This is a genomic window from Streptococcus oralis, from assembly GCF_024399415.1.
GTDB classification, from domain to species: domain Bacteria; phylum Bacillota; class Bacilli; order Lactobacillales; family Streptococcaceae; genus Streptococcus; species Streptococcus oralis_CS.
In genome coordinates this window covers 511,095-533,380 of the sequence record NZ_CP029257.1, presented here as the reverse complement: position 1 = coordinate 533,380, position 22,286 = coordinate 511,095, and the positions used below count along the sequence as shown (strand labels likewise).

Below are 22,286 nucleotides of genomic sequence, written 5' to 3'. Positions count from 1 at the left end.
TTTACAAAGAAAGTGCATTTTCATTACAAATAGATTACAAAAGATAGGAGAATGATTGAAATTTGATGACAGATTCTCCTCCAATTTGATAGGTTCTTTTCTCCCCTCTTAGATAGAAAAAAGAAGACTATGAAGTCTTCTTTTAGTTTGTTTTTGTAGAAAAATAAGTAAGGCTTACTTGCGTTTTCTTGCGATCAAATGAATCGGGGTTCCTTCAAAGACAAAGGCCTTGCGAATTTGATTTTCCAAGAAACGCAGGTAAGAGAAGTGCATGAGTTCTTCTTCATTGACAAAGATGACAAAGGTTGGTGGCTTGGTTGCCACTTGGGTTGCGTAGAAAATCTTGAGGCGTTTCCCTTTGTCTGTCGGTGTTGGATTGATGGCAATGGCATCCATGATGACATCGTTTAAGACAGCTGATGGGATACGTGTGTTTTGACTTTCGCTGATTTGCTTGATCATCTCAGGCAGTTTGTGGAGACGTTGCTTGGTCAGAGCAGACACGAAGACAATCGGTGCGTAAGGCAGGTATTGGAACTGCTCACGGATATCTTCTTCCCATTTTTTCATGGTGTGGTTATCTTTCTCAAGGGTATCCCACTTATTGACCACGATGATCATCCCTTTACCGGCTTCGTGGGCAAAACCTGCGATACGCTTGTCGTACTCACGGATACCTTCTTCGGCATTGAGGACCATCAAGACCACGTCAGAACGGTCAATGGCACGCATGGCACGCATGACAGAGTATTTCTCCGTATTTTCATAGACTTTACCAGACTTACGCATACCAGCTGTATCAATCATGGTAAACTCTTGTCCATCCGTATCTGTAAAGTGGGTATCAATGGCATCACGCGTTGTTCCAGCTACTGGGCTGGCAATCACACGGTCTTCTCCCAAAATAGCGTTGATTAAACTTGACTTTCCAACGTTAGGACGGCCAATCAAGCTGAATTTGATGACATCTGGATTTTCTTCTTCGACTTCGTGTGGTAGATTTTCCACAATGGCATCCAGCACATCACCCGTACCGATACCATGGACAGACGAAATTGGCAGTGGTTCACCCAATCCTAGCGCATAGAAATCAAAGATATCATTTCGCATCTCAGGGTTGTCAACCTTGTTAACCGCAAGGATAACAGGTTTATGGGTCTTATAAAGTTTACGAGCTACGTACTCATCTGCATCTGTGATTCCTTCTTTCCCAGAAACTACAAAGACGATGACATCCGCTTCTTCCATGGCAATTTCTGCCTGGTGTTTGATTTGCTCCATGAAGGGAGCATCGACGTCGTCAATCCCTCCCGTATCAATCATACTGAAAGAACGGTTGAGCCACTCACCCGTTGCATAGATACGGTCACGTGTCACACCCTCGACATCTTCTACGATTGAGATTCGCTCACCAGCGATTCGATTAAATAGGGTTGATTTCCCAACATTGGGACGTCCCACAATGGCAATAGTTGGTAAGGCCATGTTTTCTCACTTTCTACAATAACTTTTTCTGTTCTAGATTCTTCCGAGTTGAACTAGGTTCAGCTTGACCAAACTGCTCTGCCAAACGTTGACTCCAAGAGGTCGTCGCACGCGCACCAGCATAGTCTGCCTGTACTTTGTCATAGTCCAAAATCGCCGCTACTGGCTGTTCTTGGTATTCCTCTTCAAATACCACTTGGTTCAAAGGCAGTCTTGGTTTGACCTCGTGTTGTTGATCTGGCACGCCAAGGGCAATCCCAAAAACAGGGTAGGTATAGTCAGGTAGGTTAAAAAGCGCTGCCACTTCTTCTGACTTGTAACGAACCAAACCGATGATAACACCACCATATCCCAGACTCTCTGCTGCAAGCAAGGTATTTTGCCCCGCAAGCGCAGCGTCCACAGACGTGATAAGGAGACCTTCTACCCCTTGAGGTTGGAAAGTGTCCGTATGAAGGCTTGCTCCCTTTTCCGCTCGATTCAAGTCACCAACAAAGAGCAAAAAGGCTGCTGATTGGCGAATGGCTTCCTGAGGAACCAATTCATAAAGAGCATCTTTCTTCTCTTGACTGCGCACAAGAATCACAGAGTAGGATTGGAAATTTTTCCAAGATGATGCCATTTGTCCAGCAGTCAAAATCTCTTCCAAGTCTGCTTGAGGAATTTCTTCCTCCTTAAAGCGACGAACTGAAGTATGAGCTTTCATCAGTTTAATGGTTTCTGTCATCGGCGATTTTCTCCTTCTAGTCTCGTTTCCTCAGCCAAATAACGGATTCGTTCCATGACCCGTCTAGCTTCCCAAGTCTCGTCATTTCCATTCTTTCCTTTGGCAAAATGTTTTTCCAAATCTTGGAAATTAAAGTTGGAAGTAAAGAAGGTTGGCAAATCTTCCTGCATGCGGTACTGAAGAATGACTTGGAGAATCTCATCACGTACCCAAGGTGTCGACTGCTCTGCACCAATATCATCCAAGACCAGGACCTCTGCTAACTTGATGTCATCCACCAAGGTCTTCACAGATCCTTCACCGATGGCATTTTTCACATCAATGACAAAACTTGGATAATGGAGAATGGTCGTTGATGCCCCACGTTTTTCAGATAGGTCATGAGCTAAGGCTGCCATCATAAAACTCTTACCAACACCAAAATCTCCGTAAAGATAGAGGCCTTTTCGAATGCTTGGGTAAAGGTCAACAAAGGAATAGAGTCTCTCAAAAATCGGCAACCGTCCTAGATCATCCAGGTCAATCTGAGCCAATTTCGCTTTCTTGAGACTGGCTGGTAGATTGATCAACTTAAGACGATTCTTAATTGCAGCCTCTTTTTCTGCCGCGATTAGTTCTGGTGTTTCTTCATAAGACACATCCGCATATCCGTGATTCATAACCAAGATGGGCTTGTAGCCACGCGCTATATAGTCCGCATCCCCACGAAGAAACTTGTCCCGTTCTGTGATATATTGGTTGAACTTGGAGATGCTACGATTCAACTCCTCTGGGCTGAGGGATTCTTTCTGGATAAAAGCCGCTACATCTGGGTCTTTCATAATCTGCTGGACTAGGTCCTGATACTGAAAACGACTTATCTGACGCTTGATAACGTCGCCAACACTCTCCATCTAGTCTCCTCCTTCTTCTAATCGGGCTAACATTTCTTGTTTTTTACGTTCTAGTTCCAGACGAGTTTCCTCACTGGTTTGATTTTTATATTCTGGATTGCTCCACTTGGGAACATTTGTCTTAGTCGAGCTAGTTTTCGATTTCTGGTCTTCTTGCCCTTTTTTCTGACGCTCTCGAATCCGAAGCACAGCTTCTTCTGCTGTTCGAATTTTTTGATAAGCATAGTCATTGGCAACCTTCATGGCATATTTTTCATTGACATTTGCCGAATCAACCTTGTTAAAGGTTAGAAGCAAGATGATATTGATGACTTCATCCATCAAGCCTAAAGACGCCATCTGGTGAAGGAGTTCTCTTTCACTTTGGGTGATGTTCCCCTTACGCGTTTGCTTGATTTCCGCTAAAAAATGTAGGGGTGTTTTATTTTTGGCTTCCCTGATAATGGTCATTTCTTTGGGGCTAAAGTCAGAAGTAGCTGGTTTTTGTGCTATCTTTTCACGCATGCGTTTGACAGAAATAACCTGAGCTACAGCTGTCGCCTTAGCTAATTGATAGGTTTCAAACCAGGTCCATTTTTTTTCATCTGCGATGGCAAACAATTCCAAAACATCCGCCTGCTCGTCTTCAAAACGCAAGCCATCTCGAGCCATCAGACGCTGGAAATGTTCCAAGTCAAAATCATTTTTTAACTTGCTTTTAGACTCGCTTGGTGTCACTTCTTCAGTCAGGGTTGGAAAGACTTGGCTCAAAGAAACAGAGAGTGCTTCTCCCTCACTTGGAGTCTGCTTCATAGCAGAAACAGCTGTATCCCCAATCTTTTTCTCTAATAATCTGCTATAGACAGAATGACTTAGAAATTCTTGACTGGAGAGGGGAGAATGAAGCTGTAATTCATAGACATTCTCCTTCTGATAAAGGGTCAACAGATCGAAGGCAGATAAGACTTTGAAGGATTGGAGCAAGGTCGGCATGCCAAAGTTTAAGTGGTTGAGGATATGGGAAAAGAGGTGTTCCTTTTGCCCACCATCCCAAAAGGTAATGGTATATAGATAGAGGCTCAGTGCCTCCTGACCGATAATCGGGAGGTAGCACTGCACCAGAGAAGAGGTATCTTGCGACACCCGATTATTCTTTAGAAAAGAAAAACGGTCATTTGGTTTCATCTATTTTTCCTTTTTCTTCTTAGAGGACTGGGTGATCTGCTGGAGCAGACTCTCCAACTCACTCACATCCTTAAAGCTACGGTAAACACTGGCAAAACGAACATAGGTAATCTCATCAAGCTCTGCCAATTCTTCCATGACTAAGGACCCAATATATTCACTTTGGATCTCATTCTCACTGCGACTACGGAGTTTTTGCTCGATGCGATTGACCACCATGTTGATTTCATCACTTGACACAGGACGTTTCTGGGCTGAGCGGATAATCCCATTAAAGATTTTATCTCTTGAAAACTGCTCTCGCGTACCGTCTTTTTTGACGACAACCAGCGTTCTTTCTTCTACTCGTTCATAGGTTGTAAAACGATGCTGACACTCGTCGCACTCACGTCTTCGGCGGATGGTATTTCCTTCTTCGGCTTGTCGACTATCAACAACACTAGACTTGGTAGCCCCACATTTTGGACAACGCATGCACTTCCCTCCTTGTCGTTTTCTTTTCATTATACCATTTTTTGAGCAATTCCCAAAACAATTCTTATTTTTACTTGACAAGTTTTTTGTTTTATTGTATTATTTGATTAGAACAATAAAGGCAAAGAAAGGAGACTATGATGTCCTGGTCATTTGATAATACAAAACCGATTTATTTACAGATTATGGAAAAAATCAAATTACAGATTGTTTCCCATGAACTGGAACCCAATCAACAGCTCCCTACCGTGAGAGATTTGGCGAGCGAGGCTGGGGTCAATCCCAATACCATTCAGCGCGCCTTGTCTGACCTCGAACGTGAAGGATTTGTATATAGCAAGCGGACAACTGGTCGATTTGTCACCGAGGATTTGGACCTCATCCTTCAGTCCCGCAAACAACTTTCCGAGGAGCAACTGCAACAATTCGTCTCTTGCATGCTCCAATTTGGCTACAAAAAAGAAGAACTGCCAAATGTATTAAGCGACTATATTAAAGGAGTTTAAGACTATGACACTACTAGCACTTGAAAATGTAACAAAATCATATGGAGCAACCGCGGCACTTGACAATATCTCACTAGAGATCTCAGCCGGAAAGATTGTCGGGCTCCTTGGACCAAACGGATCCGGAAAAACAACTCTAATCAAACTAATCAATGGCCTCCTTCAACCAAATAAAGGACGTGTCCTCATTAACGGACAGGATCCAAGTCCTGCTACCAAGGCGATCGTTTCCTATCTGCCAGACACAACCTACCTCAATGAAGAGATGAAGGTTAAGGATGCTCTAACCTATTTTAAAACCTTCTACCAGGATTTCAATCTCGAAAAAGCCCAACACCTTTTAGCCGATCTCGGTATTGATGAAAACAGTCGCCTCAAGAAACTATCAAAAGGGAACAAGGAAAAGGTCCAACTCATCTTGGTTATGAGCCGTGAAGCCCGCCTCTACGTTCTGGACGAACCTATCGGAGGCGTGGATCCAGCTGCCCGTGATTATATCCTCAATACCATCATCAACAACTATTCCCCAACTTCTACGGTGCTAATTTCAACCCACTTGATTTCAGATATTGAGCCAATCTTGGATGAGATTATCTTCCTCAAAGACGGAAAAGTCGTCCGCCAAGGAAATGTTGATGATATTCGTTACGAGTCAGGTGAATCAATTGACCAGCTCTTCCGCCAGGAATTTAAAGCCTAAGCAAAGGAGATTATTATGTTTTGGAATCTAGTTCGTTATGAATTTAAAAATGTCAATAAATGGTATCTGGCACTCTACGGTGCTGTGCTTGCAATTTCAGTTTTGATTGGAGCTTTTATTAGCAGCCTTAGCCAGAGTTACAATCCTAACAATGCTGCTTATTTCATCTTCTTTTTAGTACTAGTCTTTGGAGGACTCAGCGTCACTCTTTGGATTGCAACAATCTTTTTAATCATCCGAAGATTCAAGGGCAGTGTTTATGACCGCCAAGGGTACTTGACCCTGACCTTGCCTGTCTCTGAGCACCAAATCATCATCGCAAAACTTTTAGGTGGTCTTGTCTGGTCCATCTTAAGCTATATCGTCTTTATCTTGAGTATATTGATTATCTTCTTCTTAACACCAATAGAAAAAGACTTCACTGCCCTCTATAACTTCATTTCCCCTTACCTCAGCTACGGCTGGCTGTATGCGCTATCACTGTTTGTAGGTTCGATCGCATGGATTTTATCCATCTACCTCTCCATCTCTATCGGACAACTCTTTAATGAGTATCGAACAGCTATGGGGATTCTAGCCTATATCGTCATTGCCATCGTCATTGGTTATGTTTCTCTCTTTTTCCGAATTGAAAATGACTTTAACATGATGATTGGTACAGAAATTCTGCGCGATCTCTTTTTATCAGCTATCTACTATCTCGGTACCTACTATATCTTGAAAAACAAGGTTAACTTGCAATAAGTTAAAGGTCTAGCGACTCTGTATCGCTAGATCTTTTCTTTTAGATATATTGTATGAAAATGTGGATAAAAAGGAGTATAATAATTTTAAAAGTGATTACTGTATATTGATAAGGAGGGAGCTCTTTATGCTTAGAACGTTTGTTGCAAAGAAACACTTAACACTTTACTTCTTTTCGATTGCAATCACATGGCTGGAAGCGATTATTACGCCAGCGCTCATTCAGAGTATCGTTGCTAGTTTTACCAATCAAGAACTGGAACTTCTTTGGAAAGTGTTGATTCTGGGAATCCTTGGAAACCTCATCCTCTTACTGGGGCTAGCTGGAAAACGCTATTACTACGCTCGTTTGATTACTGATTTCAGATATGGAATTAAAAGCGCTATTTTCAAGCGATTCCTCAGCGGTTATGATATTGATGAAAAGGATATTTTGTCTGATTTAGAAAACGACGTCAACCAGTTAGAAAAGAGCTATATTGAGCCAACCGTTATCATTATTTCTTCTCTTGGTTTCACAACCGTCTCCATTCTATATGCCCTGTGGACTAATTTTTACCTAGGCTTGATTTTTATTCTCTTCTACTCCGTCCCTGTCCTCTGTAGTGCCATCGGATCTAAGCGTTTAGATTCACTTTCTGAAAAGCGGTCCACTATTAACCAGAGCTACTTATCAAGCTTGACAAATTTTATTGGCGGTAGCCAACAGATTCGTCATTATCAGGGACAGGACTTCTTTTTTGCTCGCTATCAAAATCAGTTACAGACTAGTTTGGATGCGGAAATACGATATGAGAAACAACGTACCCTAAACAGTCTCTTTATCAATAGCATCGATGCCTTTTGCTCCGTTGCCCCTATTGTCATTGGCGGTTTTATGACCTATTATGGTTATTTAAACGCAGCTAGTTTTGTAGCCATTTATCTCGTTTCTCATAATATTGGCTATCAATTCCAAGAATTAGCCTACTTTACTAACACCCGAAAAGCAACTCAATACCTCTGTGAAAAGTACCAAGTACTTTTCACAAATTCTAGTCCTATTTCTACTAGCACCTTCCAAAACATTTATCCCGTCCAACTAGAGAATATCTCTCTAGAAAAAGAGGGACAGGTCCTTTTATCCCCTCTTTCCATGCACATCAAGAAAGGAGAAAAGATTGCCATTATCGGTGAAAGTGGCTCTGGAAAAACGACTTTACTCAATATCATTCATGGAGAGTTGGCTGCGACCAGTGGACGGATTGCATTTGCTGGCCAAAGCCTATCACGCCAAGAAATCACGAGCGTTAGCTCCTATATCCTCCAAGATAGCCATTACTTTGACACGCTGTCTCTGGAAGACAATATCCTTCTAGGAATGACTAAAAAGCAAGAAAGGTTGAATCATATCCTCAAGACAACTGGTTTAGAACATTTGAAAAATCGAACTCTTAGCAACGATAGCCTGTCTGGTGGCGAGAAACAACGACTCGAAATCGCTCGCGCGCTCTATCACGACAGCCAACTCATCTTGGCTGATGAGATTAAGGCCAATCTTGACTTAGAGAATAGCAAAAAGATTAGCGACCTCCTCTTCTCGCTACCTCAGACAGTCATTGAAGTCATTCACCATTATACAGACGAGGACTTAAAACGCTACGACCAAGTCATTCATTTAAGCAAAGAAAAGTAAATCCTTACAAAATAAAATTGGAAAAAAGCAAGGAACTCAGCTTCCTTGCTTTTTAACTCAATATCAAACTGGCTACGATGGGGCTGACAAAGACGTAGAGAATACCAGTGACACCGATAGCCAAGCCACCCATGGCTCCTGCTACCGATCCGTATCGAAAGGCGGTTCCCGTTCCGACAGCATGACCTGTTCCTCCAAGAGAAAGTCCCACAGCCACTGGGTCATCGATCTTCAACCATTTCAAAAGGGTTGGTCCGATCACACTGGTCAAAATGCCAGTGGCCACTACGACGACCAAGGTCACAGTCGTCAAACCTTGCAATTTTTCTGTAATCCCCACTGCCATAGCGGTTGTCACTGACTTGGGAAAGAGAGAAATAGCTAGGAAAAAGTCCATGCCAAATATTTTCGCTACTATGGCAGTAAAGCAAGTATTGACAACTACTGCTAACAGACTACCAAAGAGAATACTGCGAGCATGGTGCTTCATCAAGTGAAAACTCTTATAAAGCGGAATCCCTAAAGCCACTGTTGACGGAACAATCAAATTGTTCAGATAAACCCCACCTTGGTAGTAATCTTGGTAAGAAATCCCCGTCAGCTTTAGAAAAATGATAATGAAAACAGCCGACAAAAGCAAGGGCGTTGTCAATGGATGGGGAAAACGTCTGTAAATCAGCATCCCCACTAGATAAGCAAGGATAGACAGGGCAAGCCCAAACAGGGGATTGGAAACAAATTCACTCATTTGGCATCTCCTTTCTCATAATCTCCCTCAAATCGTCTCTTAATGAACTGAACTACCACGGCTATGAGGATAATATTGATGACAGCTGCAAAAAAGACAATCAAAACGATGGGCAGGAGATAGGGAGCAATCACATCAAACTTCTCCATTATTCCCACTGCTGGTGGCAAAAAGAGAATAGTCATATTGGCCAGCAAGAAATTCCCCACCATGTTGACATGTCTGGTTCTCAGCCACTTGAACTGTAAGGCTAGAAAGAGAATAATCAAACCGATAATACTGCCTGGGATAGGCAGATGAAAGAAACTAGAAATTCCCTCACCGATCAATGAAATCACAAAGAGAATCATTAATTGAACATATAATTTCATTCTAAACTCCACGAAATAGACTTCTTGCATACCAGTTTACTCTTTTTTCAGAAAATTTCAAGGAAATATTGCAATTCTTCTCTCTTGCACGGATTAGTTAAAAGTAGTATAATCATTGCATGCGCAATCATCTTGTATTGCAGAAACAGTCACTAATGACTTTGTGATTTTTACTTTGAAAAGACAGGAGAAAGCAATGACCTACTTAGAAAAATGGTTTGACTACAACCGCCATCAAAAAGAAATGGAAGCCTTGTTGGAAGAAACTATTGCCCAGCAGAGTGAACAAAGGCTGAATTTGAAAGAGTTTTACCTGCTCTACTATTTGGATCTAGCCGATGAAAAATCCTTACGACAGATTGATTTACCCGATAAACTCCATCTCAGTCCGAGCGCTGTTTCTCGAATGGTGGCACGATTAGAAGAGAAAAACTGCGGTTTGCTTAGTCGCAGATGTTGCGATCAGGATAGACGGGCTAGTTTTATCTGCCTGACTGACGAGGGACAAACCACCCTAGCTTACCTGCAAAAAGCCGTCGAAGAAAGACTGGAAACGAGTCTTGATTTCATTTCTTAATCAGATTTTTTAAAAAAGTTGCGTGCGCAATCATTTTTCTTGACATTTCTCTTTTCAAGGAGTACAATAAAGTCAAGATCGAACAAAGGAGTTTTATATGATCGAAATTACTTATCTAGACGCCAGTAAGCAAGAGAGAACCATGACTTTCGAGTCTTACCAAGACTTTGAACGTTCTCAACACGCCTGCCTCATCGGCGTTGCTGATTACTATACTGTCCAAAAATTAACCTACAATGGTCATGATTTGGACTACCATGGGACTTATGGAGATGTTTTCTTCTATCTCATGAAACAAGATTTAAGCCAATATAACTAAAAAAGGAGAAATACAATGGCAAAAGCAATTACAGATGCAACATTTGAACAAGAAACAAAAGACGGTTTGGTCTTGGTAGACTTCTGGGCAACTTGGTGTGGTCCATGTCGTATGCAAGGTCCAATCTTGGATAAATTGTCTGAAGAACTTTCAGAAGATGTTTTGAAAATCGTTAAAATGGACGTTGATGAAAATCCAAACACAGCTCGTGCCTTTGGAATCATGTCTATCCCAACTCTTCTCTTCAAAAAAGACGGCCAAGTGGTAAAACAAGTTGCTGGAGTACATACTGCAGAACAAATCAAGGCCATCGTTGCTGAATTGAGCTAATCACACGAGAGACCAAGTGCTTCATTTGGTCTCTTTTTTCTTGCCCTTTGCCATTTTTCAAAAAATATGCTAGACTGTAGATAGAATATTACGATGTTTGGGACATGCCATCGCTAAAAAAAACCTCTACTTGGTATTTTTTAGCTCCCCTCAAGGGAGCTTTTTGCGTGCTCTGAACATTTTCCACTTTGGAAGGAGTACTATGAAACGTCAATCAGCCTTGGTCGTCTTTAGTGGCGGTCAAGATTCCACAACCTGCCTCTTTTGGGCTAAAGAACACTATGAAACAGTCGAAGCCGTCACCTTTTCCTACGGCCAACGCCATCATCTCGAAATTCAAGTTGCTAGAGAAATCGCTAAGGAACAAGGCATTCGTCATCACATCTTAGATATGTCTCTGCTGGGACAAATCACTGAAAATGCCCTGACCTCTGATATGGAAATCGAGCAAAAAGAGGGAGAGGTTCCCAATACCTTTGTTGACGGCCGCAACCACCTCTTTCTATCCTTTGCAGCAGTTCTTGCCAAGCAACGAGGCATTCAAGATATCGTTACTGGTGTCTGCGAGACAGATTTTTCTGGCTACCCTGACTGCCGGGATGTCTTTGTCAAATCTCTCAATGTCACTCTCAACCTTGCCATGGATTACGACTTTGTTATCCAAACACCTCTCATGTGGCTAGACAAGTCTGAAACTTGGGAATTAGCCGACCAACTCGACGCATTTGACTACGTTCGTGAAAGGACCTTGACCTGCTACAATGGGATTATCGGAAGTGGCTGCGGTGATTGTCCAGCCTGCCACCTGCGTCAGCATGGCCTTGATGTTTATCTCTCACAGAAAGGAGAGGGTTAATGTTTTTTGCACCCAAAGAAATCAAACAGGAAACTGGGGAGTCTCTTGTCTACAATCCTCACAGAACCTTGGTATCAAAAGAGTTCACCTTCGACGCTGCCCACCACCTCTTTCACTATGAGGGAAAATGCAAATCCCTGCATGGCCACACCTATCATCTGCAAGTTGCTGTCAGTGGATTTTTAGATGAACGTGGTATGACCTACGATTTTGGAGATATCAAAGCGATCTACAAGAACTACTTAGAACCCCACTTGGATCATCGCTATCTCAATGAAACCTTGCCTTATATGAATACAACCGCTGAAAATATGGTTTACTGGATTTTTCAAACCATGAGCCAAGAGTTGCCAGACGAGCGCAATCTCCGTTTGGAATATGTTCGTCTCTATGAGACTCCGACTGCCTTTGCGGAGTTTAGACGGGAGTGGTTAGATGACTAGGGAACGTGTCCTCAAACTACCAGTTCTGGAAATTTTCGGCCCAACCTTTCAAGGTGAAGGTCGTGCTATCGGGCAGAAAACCATGTTTGTCCGCACTGCTGGTTGCGACTACCACTGCGACTGGTGCGACTCTGCCTTTACTTGGGATGGTTCTGAAAAACCAACTCGCATGACCGCTGATGAAGTCATTGCAGCCTTAGATAAGCTAGGAAGCTACGACTATGTAACCCTATCTGGCGGAAATCCCGCTATCCTAGCAGCTAACATGGCCGAACTCGTCACCAAGCTCAAGGAACGCGGTATCACTCTGGCTGTTGAGACTCAAGGTTCTCGCTGGCAAAATTGGTTAAAAGACATCGACCAGGTCACTCTGAGCCCCAAGCCTCCTTCATCAAAGATGGAAGTCAACTTCGAGACCTTGGACTTTATCGTTTCCCAATTGGATCCAGACAAGGTCACCTTTAAAATCCCTGTCTTTGATGATGCCGATTTGGCCTTTGCTAAAGGGATTCAAGAACGCTACCAACCAGATGTCCTTTTCTTATCGGCTGGAAATCCTGAGCCCAAGGCTACAGGCAATATTGTCCAAGACCAACTAGACCGACTCAAAGAACTCTGGGAATGTGTCGCTACTGACGATAGCTGGGGCAATGTCCGCGTCCTTCCTCAACTCCATACCCTCCTCTACGACAACCAACGTGGTGTTTAAATTAGAAAGAAAAAAACATGTCACAACAAGAAGAAATGAAAAACCTAAGCCTACTGGGCAACAAAGAAACCAACTACATTTTTGACTATCAACCAGAAGTTCTCGAATCCTTTGACAATCGTCATGTGGAAAATGATTATTTCATCAAATTCAACTGTCCTGAATTTACCTCCCTTTGCCCAATCACTGCTCAGCCAGACTTTGCGACCATTTATATTTCCTACATTCCTGACAAGCTCTGCGTCGAGTCAAAATCCCTCAAACTCTACCTCTTTAGCTATCGAAACCATGGGGATTTTCACGAAAACTGTATCAACACCATCGGGAAAGACTTGGTCAATCTACTAAACCCTCGCTATTTGGAGGTATGGGGAAAATTCACTCCGCGCGGTGGCATCTCAATCGACCCCTACTACAACTACGGTAGACCTGGAAGCAAGTATGAAGGTTTGGCAGAACAACGCCTCTTCCAGCACGACCTTTATCCAGAGAAAATTGACAACCGTTAAACAGATACGAAAAAGCCCTGTTCCTCAAACTGAGGAGCAAGGCTTTTTGAGTTTCAATTATTCTTCTGTTCCAAGGAAATTTTTCGCAACAAGTGCTGCAAGAACGCCACCAACGATTGGGGCAAGGATGAAAATCCATACTTGTTGAAGGGCTGCACCACCTACCAATGCAGCAGGAGCCAAGCTACGAGCTGGATTTACTGAAAGGCCAGTAATGTTCAATCCCACAAGGATCATAGCCATCAAGGACAAGCCGATTACCAAACCAGCGATTGCGCCATTACCCTTGCTTGCTGATGTTACAGTCATGATAACTAGGACAAACAAGAAAGTTGCGATGACTTCAAACAAGAATCCACCAAAGACAGTGACACCGTTTGCCAAGGCATTTTCACCAAGACTAGCAGTTGACATGCCTGAGTTAGACAAGAGGAAGAATACTGCAGCTGACGCAAGGAAAGCTCCAACTACTTGTCCAAGGATATAGTTTACAAGCTCTGAAGATGACAAACGTTTGTTTACAAACATAGCGATCGAAACCGCCGGGTTCAAGTGTGCACCTGAAACAGTTCCGATTGAGAAAGCTGCAACTACGATTGCCAAACCAAAGGCAAAAGCAATTCCAAGGTGTCCAAGGCCATTAAGACCATTTCCAAAAACAACAGCTCCTGTTCCAATGAACACAAGCATAAATGTACCGATTAATTCAGCAACAAATTTTTTCATGGTAAATCTCCTTTTTTCAAACTATGTATTAGTCTATCAAAAGAAGGAAAGTGTTTCAAGAAAATTGACTGGAAAGTATTTGAAAATCATGAAACGACTCGCTTATCCTTAGTACTGAAAAGATTGAATGGCTTCTTTCAAGGCATCTTGTAAACTATTTTTCTGGTCAAGTTGGATATAGACTTCCAACAGACAGGATCTGAAGTTGGAAAATTTATAAAAATCTTCCCTCTCTTCTATCGGAAAGTCAATAGTTTTTATCCAAGAAGCTACTTGTTCTTGCCCTAATTTCCCTTGCAAAATGGGTTCATAAAGTACTCTCGCTAAGCGCCAGTCCTCATCATTTGTAAAACGAATGGTAATTCTTTTAAATAATTGACCCAGTACATCAAATACTTCAGAAAATCTGTTACTAGGAAAATCTGGATGACAAACGACTTCCGTCAAGAGATCCGCTCCATGCGCAAAAGCGTGAACCCAACCATACTGACTTGAAAAACCTGTCGTATCCTTTTCTTTTTTAAGGTAATACAAACCTTGAGATAGCATAGCATTTCTTATATCAGCTTTTAAGCCTTTATAGAAAAGAGAGTGCTCGTTACCATCTGCATACAAAAGATTGGCATAAATAAGCGCCCTAAAAGAACGTTTAAGAGTTGAAACTCCTCTACTATCAATCTCTTTGTATAGCCTTTCATTAGAGGAGACCTCTTCTGAGATAAACTGAAACTGCTCAAGGGAAAACAGTTCTTCTTGAATTCCTCTAGCCAAACTCGTAAAAACAAGTTCATCTCGAATTTCTGGAGAGGGATCTCCTAAATGCTCAAGCAACCACTGAATTTCTTCTCGACTATAGCTTGGTTTTTCTTCTGTCACTTTTCTTTGTAATTCTTGACGCATCTCTAGCACCTCTACATTTCTAGTAACTTATCAAAAAGCCATCCGAAGATGACTTTGAATAGGAATATTTGGAAAAATTGGAAAGGAACATGGCATAGTTAAAGCACTATTTTTTCTTTTTCGGAGTTAAATCTTCAAAAGATGTACTATTTTTACTAATAGTCTCGCTAATGGCTTTTTGTCCCAACCCATTAATTGAGCTATCCATTTGAGCTGCTAAAGTCGTTACAGCAGTTTTATTTGTCATAGCAAGAACCCCTATCTCCTCATCGTACTTATCTACAATACCTTTTCTACCTGATTTTATAGGAGGAGCACAAAATGCTTTGATAGCTGCTCTTTCTAATGTTTTTTTGATTTCTCGTCTGGCTGATTCTGACATAGGTCCAATCAAAGCATCTATGACTAAATCCACTAGCATTTCTTCTGCCTCCTTTCTAACTCATATAAGTCTTTTCTTTGACTATAACTCTCTTCTAACTCTTTTTCTAAGCGAGAGCGCTCTTTTCGGTACTGAGTCTGCAACTCTTCATCTTTTGCCTCTATTTTAGCATACTGCCGAAGATACTCACTACTCGTCTCACTTGAATAAGATTCCAATAACATCAGAAATTGATGGTGCTCCCCATCGTCTCCAGATTTCTGTCTACCAAAATCATAAGCAATGTTCTCAAACTCCTCATATAGTCTTGTCAACTGAGAACGATTATGATCTAAACTTTCATAGGATTCTTCTATTTTCTTCTTAGCAGTTCTATAGTCATCCTCCAAGGACCAAAGTCCCTCTTCTTGCTTTTTTATTTTCACTTGGATTTCTTCTAGTTTGTCCATTGATTAATATCCCTTGCCAAGCTTTCGTCTCCTTCAACCGCCTGTTCAACACCTTTCTGAATGTTGGTTTCCAAATCCGTAAAGGCTTTTACAATCGCAGCTGATTTACTTACTTTTTTATCAAAATGTCTCTGAGTCTCACCCACAATACTATCATACGTTACCCCAGCTTCTACATAGACATCCTCTATCTCATCATTAGTTAACTCTGTTACAAACCAGGGAACTTCCTTACTGTTATCGTAGAGTGTTTCAGCATCTGTAACTGCTTTTTTAGCCACTGCCTCAATCTCGCTGTGTCCGTTACTGACACTCTCTGTCATTGCCGTCGCAACAGCTGTTGCTTGGACACTATCCAAGAAAAACATCTCATGGCTACTTATACTGCCATCTGATAAAAATTTAGTATTCAACTGTTTTAGAAGTCCATTTTTGACACCTTGTAATTTCTTCAGGGTCTCATAGTTCTTCTTTTCAAGTCCAGTCATTTTCTCTGGACTCTGTTTTTCCAAAATATCCTTGATTTGGTTAATTTGATTTTTATCACCCGTAATATCTGGGTCAATATTGTGCCCACCAGAATTTTCAAGCAGATAATCTTCTCCCAAGTATACACCTAAAAAAGGCTTTGAGATATTGTTAAGAAAGTCATCTTGAGTCCGGATTCGTACTACTTGACCTGTGAATGTCTTTTGTTTATTGATTATCTTCTCCCTTGCCGAATCCCACGGAGTCAGATAATCTATGATTTTATCTTTAGATTCGATAAGACCTTCTAAATAGAGAGGGGCTGAGTTATATACCACAGTACGCGGAGCGTTATACTCTAAGGCCACCCTCTGAGCGATGTTCCCTCCTAAAGAATGTCCAGTTAGAGTAATATTATCCCCATATCTCTGTCGAATCCTTTCATAAAATTTGAAAGCTTCATCATAATGAAAACCGAGCGCCATGGCTATACTACCGACATCTGTAGCGACATCCTTGACTATATCCGCATTAGGATTCGTTCCCGTATAGGCAATGATCACCTCTCCACTGTCCTTATCTAGGAAGGCTGTACCACTTGTGCCAGCGGAATCATCATGAAAATCATCTAGATATTGGAGGTTGGAGGGGATAGTCTTATCCTTTTGAGCACCTATTTTCTTATCTAAAATTTGTTCATCAGTTGCTCCTCTCCACCTTGCATTCTCAAATTCATAAGTCAGGTTCGCTGCATCCAGAGTTGGAATTCCACTGTTAACTGATTCTTTTTCACTCATTCTTTCGCATGCTCCTTATTTATAATCAGGTCAATCAGGATGTTTTAAATGTTAGCAAATTAATTAGAAACACTATTTCTATCATCTATCCAACTTGAAACTATCTCACTCATTCCATCATTTGGGTTATCCTTAAAAGCAATATTAACATTCAATCGATAACCTTTTGTATTATTATAAGATTCCGAGCCACTTATTGATAAGATGTGTTCTCCTTTTGAATTAAGGAAATTATTTATCGTAGAGTCATCACTAAAATAATAGATTTCAAACACATTGCGATTTGAATAATATTGAAACTTTTCAAGCTTCATTTGAGATAAAACATCTCTATTCAAACTTAATTTTTGAAATAGAAAACCTTTATAATCCCAAATTTTTTCCGCTACCTCATTGCTAGAAAATATAAATTCACCATCTTTATATTCTACATCAACATGCTCTTTCACTTCTTCTTTATATGGATCAGTAGAGATTTGCATAGTCTCTATCTTTCCTTTTATGGTTTGACTTTCTTCATCTCCATCTAAGGAAACTACTGTTCTGAGCGAATCCTTATAAAATGTTTGAGTAATATTAAACCCTTTCGGAAATTGCTTAAACAAATCAAACAGATTCTCGGTTGGATAGACACGACTAACCTCAGAGACTTTATTCTCAATCCATTCTCGACTATTCTTGTTTTCTCCACACCCTGCCAAGCTCATCATTATCAATCCTCCTAAAAGTACCATTATGAGAAACATGCGTTTTTTCATAACTTTCTCCTTACTTATGATATTCAATAAAACAACTAATCATAGTTCCCTTATAGTATACCATAAAAGCAACAATTCCTTGCATCTTGTTCACATTCGTAAGTCAGATTAGACGTCTCCAAGGTCAGTACATTACTATTTGTCATCTATCTTCTCCATACTCTTACTTTTTCCTGTTATAAGTTCTGAATGAGATATATTTTCTCCGTCAAAAACCACAGGATAACCGTATTCATAGCCAATAGTTGCAGAGTGGTCTGCACTAATAAAAAGGTCTAACGACTCACTTGATTGTATATGGAAGTAATCCTGAATAATTTTACTATTTACATTTTTATAAGTAATAGAAGCATCACCAGTCTCCCAATTATAGTACGTTTTTTTGAGCTCAAATCGAGATAGAACTGCTTTATTTAGTTCTAACTTTTGAAATAAAAACCCATCATAAAACAAATCATCTATAGAAACTTCTGTATTCAAAAATTCTAATCCTTTTTCAGTGTACACAATACGGCTTTCTAAAAGCACTTTTTCTTCATAAGAATTACCTCGAGCTTCTATTCTTTTAAAATTACCAGTTATTTCTTTTGTTTCTGCATTTCCTACGAGTTCAATCTTCTGATAACGAGAATAGTCCTTCGTCTCATCGTAAGTATCAGTACTTCTAATCTCAAACCCTTCCGGAAATTGCTTAAACAAATCAAACAGGTTCTCGGTTGGATAGACACGACTAACCTCAGATACTTTGTTCTCAATCCATGCTCGACTATTTTTATTTTCTCCACATCCTGCCAATCCTATCATGATCAATCCCCCTAAAAGTAACATTTCAAAAAACATGCGTTTTTTCATAATCCTCTCCTTACTTATAATATTCAATAAAACAGCTAACTATAGCTCCCTTATAATATACCATAAAAGCAATATTTCCTTGCTGCTTATTCAAGTTCGTAAGTCAGATTTGCTGCATCTAGAGTAGCAATACCACTATTCGCCGTATCCTTTTTACTCATACTTCTCTCCTAATTCGATACTCTCTCCTTAAAATAATAGCCATCATTAAAATCAACACTAACAGAATAGTAATAAAAGTCATCTAACCTCAAAGAACTACCAAATCCTAGTACTGTTTCAACTTGTTGCTGTTTATTAAAATATTGGTTAATCGTTGTGTTTTTAATAATATAATCTATATCAAAAGAACCATTATTTCCGTTAAAATGTTTGTTTTTTAATGATAATTTACTTAAAAATTCTTTATCTATACCAATTTTTTGAAACAAGAAACCATCAAACTTCCATATTTTTTTAGCACTTTCTTCATCAGAAAAAATAAATTTATTGTCTACATATTGAACATTTACTACCACTTCATCGCTTTTTGGCGCATCTTCCTTCGCTGGGCTTTTAGCAAGAGTACCCGTTATTGTATGCGATGTAGCATCACCTTTCAGCTTAATTTCTGTGATAAAATCGTCAATTCCATCACTTTTCTTTTTGAAATAGACCTGCTCAATCTCAAACCCTTCTGGAAATTGCTTAAACAAGTCAAACAGATTCTCGGTTGGATAGACACGACTAACCTCAGATACTTTGTTCTCAATCCATTCTCGACTGTTTTTATTTTCTACACATCCTGCCAATCCTATCATGATCAATCCCCCTAAAAGTAACATTTCGAAAAACATGCGTTTTTTCATAATCCTCTCCTTGCTTATAATATTCAATAAAACAGCTGACAATAGCTCCCTTATAATATACCATAAAAGCAATATTTCCTTGCTTCTTATTCAAATTCGTAAGTTAGATTCGACGCATCTAAAGTTGGAATTCCACTATTAACAAATTTTTTATCCACCATTGAATCTCCTTTTAATTTGACACGGTTTCTCTAAATGAATAAACATTGTCGTAGTTGACAGTTACTGAATAATAGAAATAATCGTCGTTTCGGTATGAACTTCCAAAACCTAATGTTGCCTGTTCGTTTTCATGTTTTTTAAAATACTGATTGATAGTTTGATTCCGAACCAAATAATCAATATCAAATGCACCATTATTGCCATTATAACTTTTGGATTTCATAGATAAAGAAGATAGAAAAGACTGATTAATTGTTAACTTTTGGAATAAGAATCCATCAAAAGGCCATAATTCTTTCGCTTTCCCCTCATCGGAAAAGATAAATTCTCCATCTATATAATTCACCCTTATTGTTTCTTCTGGCTTTTCAGTAATATTATCAGAAGCCCGTATCTTGGTTAGCACTCCAGAAATTGTTTGGTTACTACTGTCTCCTTGTAAAGTTATTTCGATAATATAGTTTCCACGTTTTATAAATACTTGATTTACTTTGAAACCCTCCGGAAATTGTTTAAACAAGTCAAACAAATTCTCGGTTGGATAGACACGACTTACCTCGGAGACTTTGTTCTCAATCCATTCTCGACTATTTTTATTTTCTCCACATCCCGCAAATCCTATCATGATCAATCCCCCTAAAAGTAACATTTCGAAAAACATGCGTTTTTTCATAACCTTCTCCTTTTTTATAATATTCAATAAGATAGCCACCATCATTCTCTTGTAGGATATCATAAAAGCAATATTGCCTTGCGTCTTATTCAAATTCGTAAGTCATATTCGCCACGTCTAAAGTTGGAATTCCACTATTGGCCGTTATATACCTCCGCATTTGATACCGTTTCTCTAAAATAATAGCCATCATTGTAATCTAGTAAAATTGAGTAGTAGTAATAACCCTCATTTTGTAGAGAACTTCCAATCTCCAGTACGGATGTTTCAGAATCATTTTTATGAAAATAATTATTAACTACTTCATTTTCTGTAAAATATAAAATACTAAAACCATTTGTCACGCTATTATACGATTTCTCTTTTAATCTTAACTTAGACAATTCAGTTTTATTTAAAGTCAACTTTTGAAATAAAAATCTGTCAAACTTCCATATTTTTTTAGCAGTTTCTTCATCAGAAAAAATAAATTTATTGTCTACATATTGAACACTTACTACTACTTCTTCGCTTTTTGGTGCATCATCCTTCGCTGGGATTTTAGAAAGAGTACCCGTTATTGTATGCGATGTTGCATCACCTTTCAGCTTAATTTCTGTGATAAAATCGTCAATTCCATCACTTTTCTTTTTAAAATAGACCTGCTCAATCTCAAATCCTTCCGGAAATTGCTTAAACAAGTCAAACAGATTCTCGGTTGGATAGACACGACTGACCTCGGAGACTTTGTTCTCAATCCATTCTCGACTATTTTTATTTTCTCCACACCCTGCCAATCCTATCATTATCAATCCTCCTAAAAGTAACATTGTGAGAAATATGCGTTTTTTCATAACCCTCTCCTTGCTTATGATAATTAATAAAACAACTAATCATATTTCCCTTATAGTATATCATAAAAGGCTGATATGACTGTTTCATCTATGATGTTAAAATCCTGTCTAATTCATTTTAAAACACTGTAATCCTAAAGGTCATGATATAATAGCCAATGAATAACAAGCATTACTTGAAGGAGAAATGTATGAAAAAATCGTTCAGACTTTGTTGCCTAGCTTGTGTGACAACACTAGCCTTAGCCCTTGGTGCTTGCTCATCAAAGCCATCTACTAGTTCTACAAATAATTCAAACAATCAGGCCTCTACCTATCACAAGAAAGATGTAACTGGTCCTGCCGCTTCATTTGACTGGAATGCCAAAGTTGAACCTACCAACTATGAGAGAACCTTTGTTGAAACCAACAGTGGCAGTCAATTTAATAAAACTTTAGATCGCACGAAAGAGGCGGCTGAGAATCTTGAAAAAAAGAAAAAGGAAATTTCGGATCCTAAGGTTCAAACAGCCCTCAAATTAGTGGATGCTGTCTTTGTCAATCAAGAAAATTTTGACCTAGTTGTGAAATCAGCGAGTGCTAGCAATCAAGAAGAGTTATTTGATAAGATTTGGAACGAATATTTAGTCCCTGAGTTAACTAAAATCCGTCCGAATTTTTCAAATGATACCATCTTTGAGTATAAGGGAGAAAAATATCCTCTGAAAATTTATGCACCAATGTTTTTCAAGGTCAACACCAATGCATTAGGAAAAGCAGGTGCCTATACTCTTGAGGACTATAAGGTAGAAGGCGACTTGGTTTATTTGAAATTTATGTCTCCAGCTGTAGATACTTACCAATATGAAGTCAAAGCATCCTATCACACAGACAGTCTCGAATTCTTTCAAGGACTGGCAGAAGAACAACAAAAAGTTCTTGAAACAGACTATGCTAAAGCTCTAAATATTCGATTTGTTTATCAATTAGCGGCGCTTGATTTTAAAGCAAATAACTATGTCGACTTAGAGGGAATGGATTATCTTGATCGTAACACTCATTACCTCGCCATAAAAGTGGATAATAATGGAGAAGCTAGCCTTGATAATGAAAATCTCGCCAACCTTTTACAAATTAGCATGAAGGCTTCAAATGAAGCCAATAAAGGAAAATTTGAGTAAATCTTTAAAGCATGAAAAAATCACCTAAAACAGGTGATTTTTGTGTAT

At 39.7% G+C, this 22,286-nt stretch carries 29 protein-coding genes; 12 read left to right on the top strand and 17 right to left on the bottom strand.

Going from position 1 to position 22,286, the window contains the following annotated elements:
* Positions 1-174: 174 nt before the first annotated feature.
* From der to nrdR, 5 genes are read right to left on the bottom strand one after another with little or no spacing between them, the layout of a single operon-like run.
* On the bottom strand, positions 175-1,485 hold the full coding sequence (gene der / locus DG474_RS02745) for a ribosome biogenesis GTPase Der (protein ID WP_001207688.1): 1,311 nt from the start codon (positions 1,483-1,485) through the stop codon (positions 175-177).
* A gap of 13 nt (positions 1,486-1,498) precedes the next feature.
* On the bottom strand, positions 1,499-2,212 hold the full coding sequence (locus DG474_RS02740) for an NADPH-dependent oxidoreductase (RefSeq protein WP_125391378.1): 714 nt from the start codon (positions 2,210-2,212) through the stop codon (positions 1,499-1,501).
* A complete protein-coding gene (dnaI, locus tag DG474_RS02735; protein WP_255778744.1) occupies positions 2,209-3,105 on the bottom strand; it encodes a primosomal protein DnaI in 897 nt (298 codons plus the stop codon). The genes DG474_RS02740 and dnaI overlap by 4 nt, the downstream gene beginning before the upstream one ends.
* A complete protein-coding gene (locus DG474_RS02730; RefSeq protein WP_255778743.1) occupies positions 3,106-4,269 on the bottom strand; it encodes a DnaD domain protein in 1,164 nt (387 codons plus the stop codon). It abuts the gene before it with no gap.
* Positions 4,270-4,743, bottom strand: coding sequence for a transcriptional regulator NrdR (gene nrdR / locus DG474_RS02725; RefSeq protein ID WP_001203678.1), 474 nt, complete (start codon positions 4,741-4,743; stop codon positions 4,270-4,272). It lies immediately after the preceding gene.
* Positions 4,744-4,883: 140 nt separating this feature from the next.
* Between nrdR and DG474_RS02720 the strand changes: the two genes are divergently transcribed.
* From DG474_RS02720 to gggC, 4 genes are all read left to right on the top strand, one after another.
* Positions 4,884-5,249 carry a GntR family transcriptional regulator gene (locus DG474_RS02720; RefSeq protein WP_000119117.1) on the top strand — a complete coding sequence of 122 codons (366 nt, stop codon included), beginning with the start codon at positions 4,884-4,886 and terminating at the stop codon, positions 5,247-5,249.
* A 4-nt stretch (positions 5,250-5,253) separates the two neighbouring features.
* A complete protein-coding gene (locus DG474_RS02715; protein ID WP_000173187.1) occupies positions 5,254-5,949 on the top strand; it encodes an ABC transporter ATP-binding protein in 696 nt (231 codons plus the stop codon).
* A 15-nt stretch (positions 5,950-5,964) separates the two neighbouring features.
* The gene (locus tag DG474_RS02710) at positions 5,965-6,693 is read left to right on the top strand and encodes a hypothetical protein (RefSeq protein ID WP_000498773.1); all 729 of its coding nucleotides are present in this window, start codon (positions 5,965-5,967) and stop codon (positions 6,691-6,693) included.
* 127 nt (positions 6,694-6,820) lie between these two features.
* Complete coding sequence (gene gggC, locus DG474_RS02705) at positions 6,821-8,368, top strand: streptosactin export ABC transporter GggC (RefSeq protein ID WP_000946536.1); 1,548 nt, start codon at positions 6,821-6,823, stop codon at positions 8,366-8,368.
* A 52-nt stretch (positions 8,369-8,420) separates the two neighbouring features.
* Here the strand turns inward: gggC and DG474_RS02700 are convergent, their stop codons facing one another.
* Positions 8,421-9,116: an LrgB family protein gene (locus tag DG474_RS02700; protein WP_001288947.1), complete on the bottom strand. Its 696-nt coding sequence runs from the start codon at positions 9,114-9,116 to the stop codon at positions 8,421-8,423.
* Entirely contained in the window at positions 9,113-9,487 is a 375-nt protein-coding gene (locus DG474_RS02695) for a CidA/LrgA family protein (RefSeq protein ID WP_000781327.1), read from the bottom strand. The genes DG474_RS02700 and DG474_RS02695 overlap by 4 nt, the downstream gene beginning before the upstream one ends.
* Positions 9,488-9,683: 196 nt before the next feature.
* On the opposite strand from DG474_RS02695, the gene DG474_RS02690 reads away from it, so the two are divergent.
* From DG474_RS02690 to queF, 7 genes are all read left to right on the top strand, one after another.
* Entirely contained in the window at positions 9,684-10,064 is a 381-nt protein-coding gene (locus DG474_RS02690; protein WP_000221641.1) for a MarR family winged helix-turn-helix transcriptional regulator, read from the top strand.
* Between the two features lie 97 nt (positions 10,065-10,161).
* The gene (locus tag DG474_RS02685; RefSeq protein ID WP_000570263.1) at positions 10,162-10,383 is read left to right on the top strand and encodes a DUF4649 family protein; all 222 of its coding nucleotides are present in this window, start codon (positions 10,162-10,164) and stop codon (positions 10,381-10,383) included.
* A gap of 15 nt (positions 10,384-10,398) precedes the next feature.
* Positions 10,399-10,713: a thioredoxin gene (gene trxA / locus DG474_RS02680; protein WP_001029581.1), complete on the top strand. Its 315-nt coding sequence runs from the start codon at positions 10,399-10,401 to the stop codon at positions 10,711-10,713.
* A gap of 202 nt (positions 10,714-10,915) precedes the next feature.
* Positions 10,916-11,569, top strand: a complete 654-nt coding sequence (gene queC, locus DG474_RS02675) for a 7-cyano-7-deazaguanine synthase QueC (RefSeq protein WP_000828777.1) — start codon at positions 10,916-10,918, stop codon at positions 11,567-11,569.
* Complete coding sequence (gene queD, locus DG474_RS02670) at positions 11,569-12,012, top strand: 6-carboxytetrahydropterin synthase QueD (RefSeq protein WP_125844368.1); 444 nt, start codon at positions 11,569-11,571, stop codon at positions 12,010-12,012. The genes queC and queD overlap by 1 nt, the downstream gene beginning before the upstream one ends.
* Positions 12,005-12,721: a 7-carboxy-7-deazaguanine synthase QueE gene (gene queE, locus DG474_RS02665; RefSeq protein ID WP_000196457.1), complete on the top strand. Its 717-nt coding sequence runs from the start codon at positions 12,005-12,007 to the stop codon at positions 12,719-12,721. The genes queD and queE overlap by 8 nt, the downstream gene beginning before the upstream one ends.
* Positions 12,722-12,738: 17 nt before the next feature.
* Positions 12,739-13,230 (top strand): preQ(1) synthase, encoded by a 492-nt coding sequence (gene queF, locus DG474_RS02660; RefSeq protein WP_000082583.1) that lies wholly within the window; start codon positions 12,739-12,741, stop codon positions 13,228-13,230.
* Positions 13,231-13,287: 57 nt separating this feature from the next.
* Here the strand turns inward: queF and DG474_RS02655 are convergent, their stop codons facing one another.
* From DG474_RS02655 to DG474_RS02610, 10 genes are all read right to left on the bottom strand, one after another.
* A complete protein-coding gene (locus DG474_RS02655) occupies positions 13,288-13,956 on the bottom strand; it encodes an MIP/aquaporin family protein (RefSeq protein ID WP_000714823.1) in 669 nt (222 codons plus the stop codon).
* A gap of 108 nt (positions 13,957-14,064) precedes the next feature.
* Entirely contained in the window at positions 14,065-14,856 is a 792-nt protein-coding gene (locus DG474_RS02650) for a DUF2785 domain-containing protein (protein WP_255778741.1), read from the bottom strand.
* A gap of 106 nt (positions 14,857-14,962) precedes the next feature.
* Positions 14,963-15,277 carry a hypothetical protein gene (locus tag DG474_RS02645; protein WP_000959511.1) on the bottom strand — a complete coding sequence of 105 codons (315 nt, stop codon included), beginning with the start codon at positions 15,275-15,277 and terminating at the stop codon, positions 14,963-14,965.
* Positions 15,271-15,663, bottom strand: coding sequence for a hypothetical protein (locus DG474_RS02640; RefSeq protein WP_227946013.1), 393 nt, complete (start codon positions 15,661-15,663; stop codon positions 15,271-15,273). The genes DG474_RS02645 and DG474_RS02640 overlap by 7 nt, the downstream gene beginning before the upstream one ends.
* Before the next feature lie 11 nt (positions 15,664-15,674).
* Positions 15,675-16,952: a Tle-like phospholipase domain-containing protein gene (locus DG474_RS02635; protein ID WP_049501465.1), complete on the bottom strand. Its 1,278-nt coding sequence runs from the start codon at positions 16,950-16,952 to the stop codon at positions 15,675-15,677.
* A gap of 59 nt (positions 16,953-17,011) precedes the next feature.
* On the bottom strand, positions 17,012-17,710 hold the full coding sequence (locus tag DG474_RS02630; RefSeq protein ID WP_125391382.1) for a hypothetical protein: 699 nt from the start codon (positions 17,708-17,710) through the stop codon (positions 17,012-17,014).
* A 135-nt stretch (positions 17,711-17,845) separates the two neighbouring features.
* Entirely contained in the window at positions 17,846-18,562 is a 717-nt protein-coding gene (locus DG474_RS02625) for a hypothetical protein (RefSeq protein WP_255778740.1), read from the bottom strand.
* Between the two features lie 170 nt (positions 18,563-18,732).
* Positions 18,733-19,410 (bottom strand): hypothetical protein, encoded by a 678-nt coding sequence (locus DG474_RS02620; protein ID WP_125391922.1) that lies wholly within the window; start codon positions 19,408-19,410, stop codon positions 18,733-18,735.
* Positions 19,411-19,582: 172 nt separating this feature from the next.
* Positions 19,583-20,245: a hypothetical protein gene (locus DG474_RS02615; RefSeq protein WP_125391591.1), complete on the bottom strand. Its 663-nt coding sequence runs from the start codon at positions 20,243-20,245 to the stop codon at positions 19,583-19,585.
* A gap of 134 nt (positions 20,246-20,379) precedes the next feature.
* Positions 20,380-21,078: a hypothetical protein gene (locus DG474_RS02610; protein ID WP_255778739.1), complete on the bottom strand. Its 699-nt coding sequence runs from the start codon at positions 21,076-21,078 to the stop codon at positions 20,380-20,382.
* Positions 21,079-21,269: 191 nt separating this feature from the next.
* Between DG474_RS02610 and DG474_RS02605 the strand changes: the two genes are divergently transcribed.
* Positions 21,270-22,238, top strand: coding sequence for a hypothetical protein (locus DG474_RS02605; protein ID WP_255778738.1), 969 nt, complete (start codon positions 21,270-21,272; stop codon positions 22,236-22,238).
* The last annotated feature ends 48 nt before the right edge of the window (positions 22,239-22,286 follow it).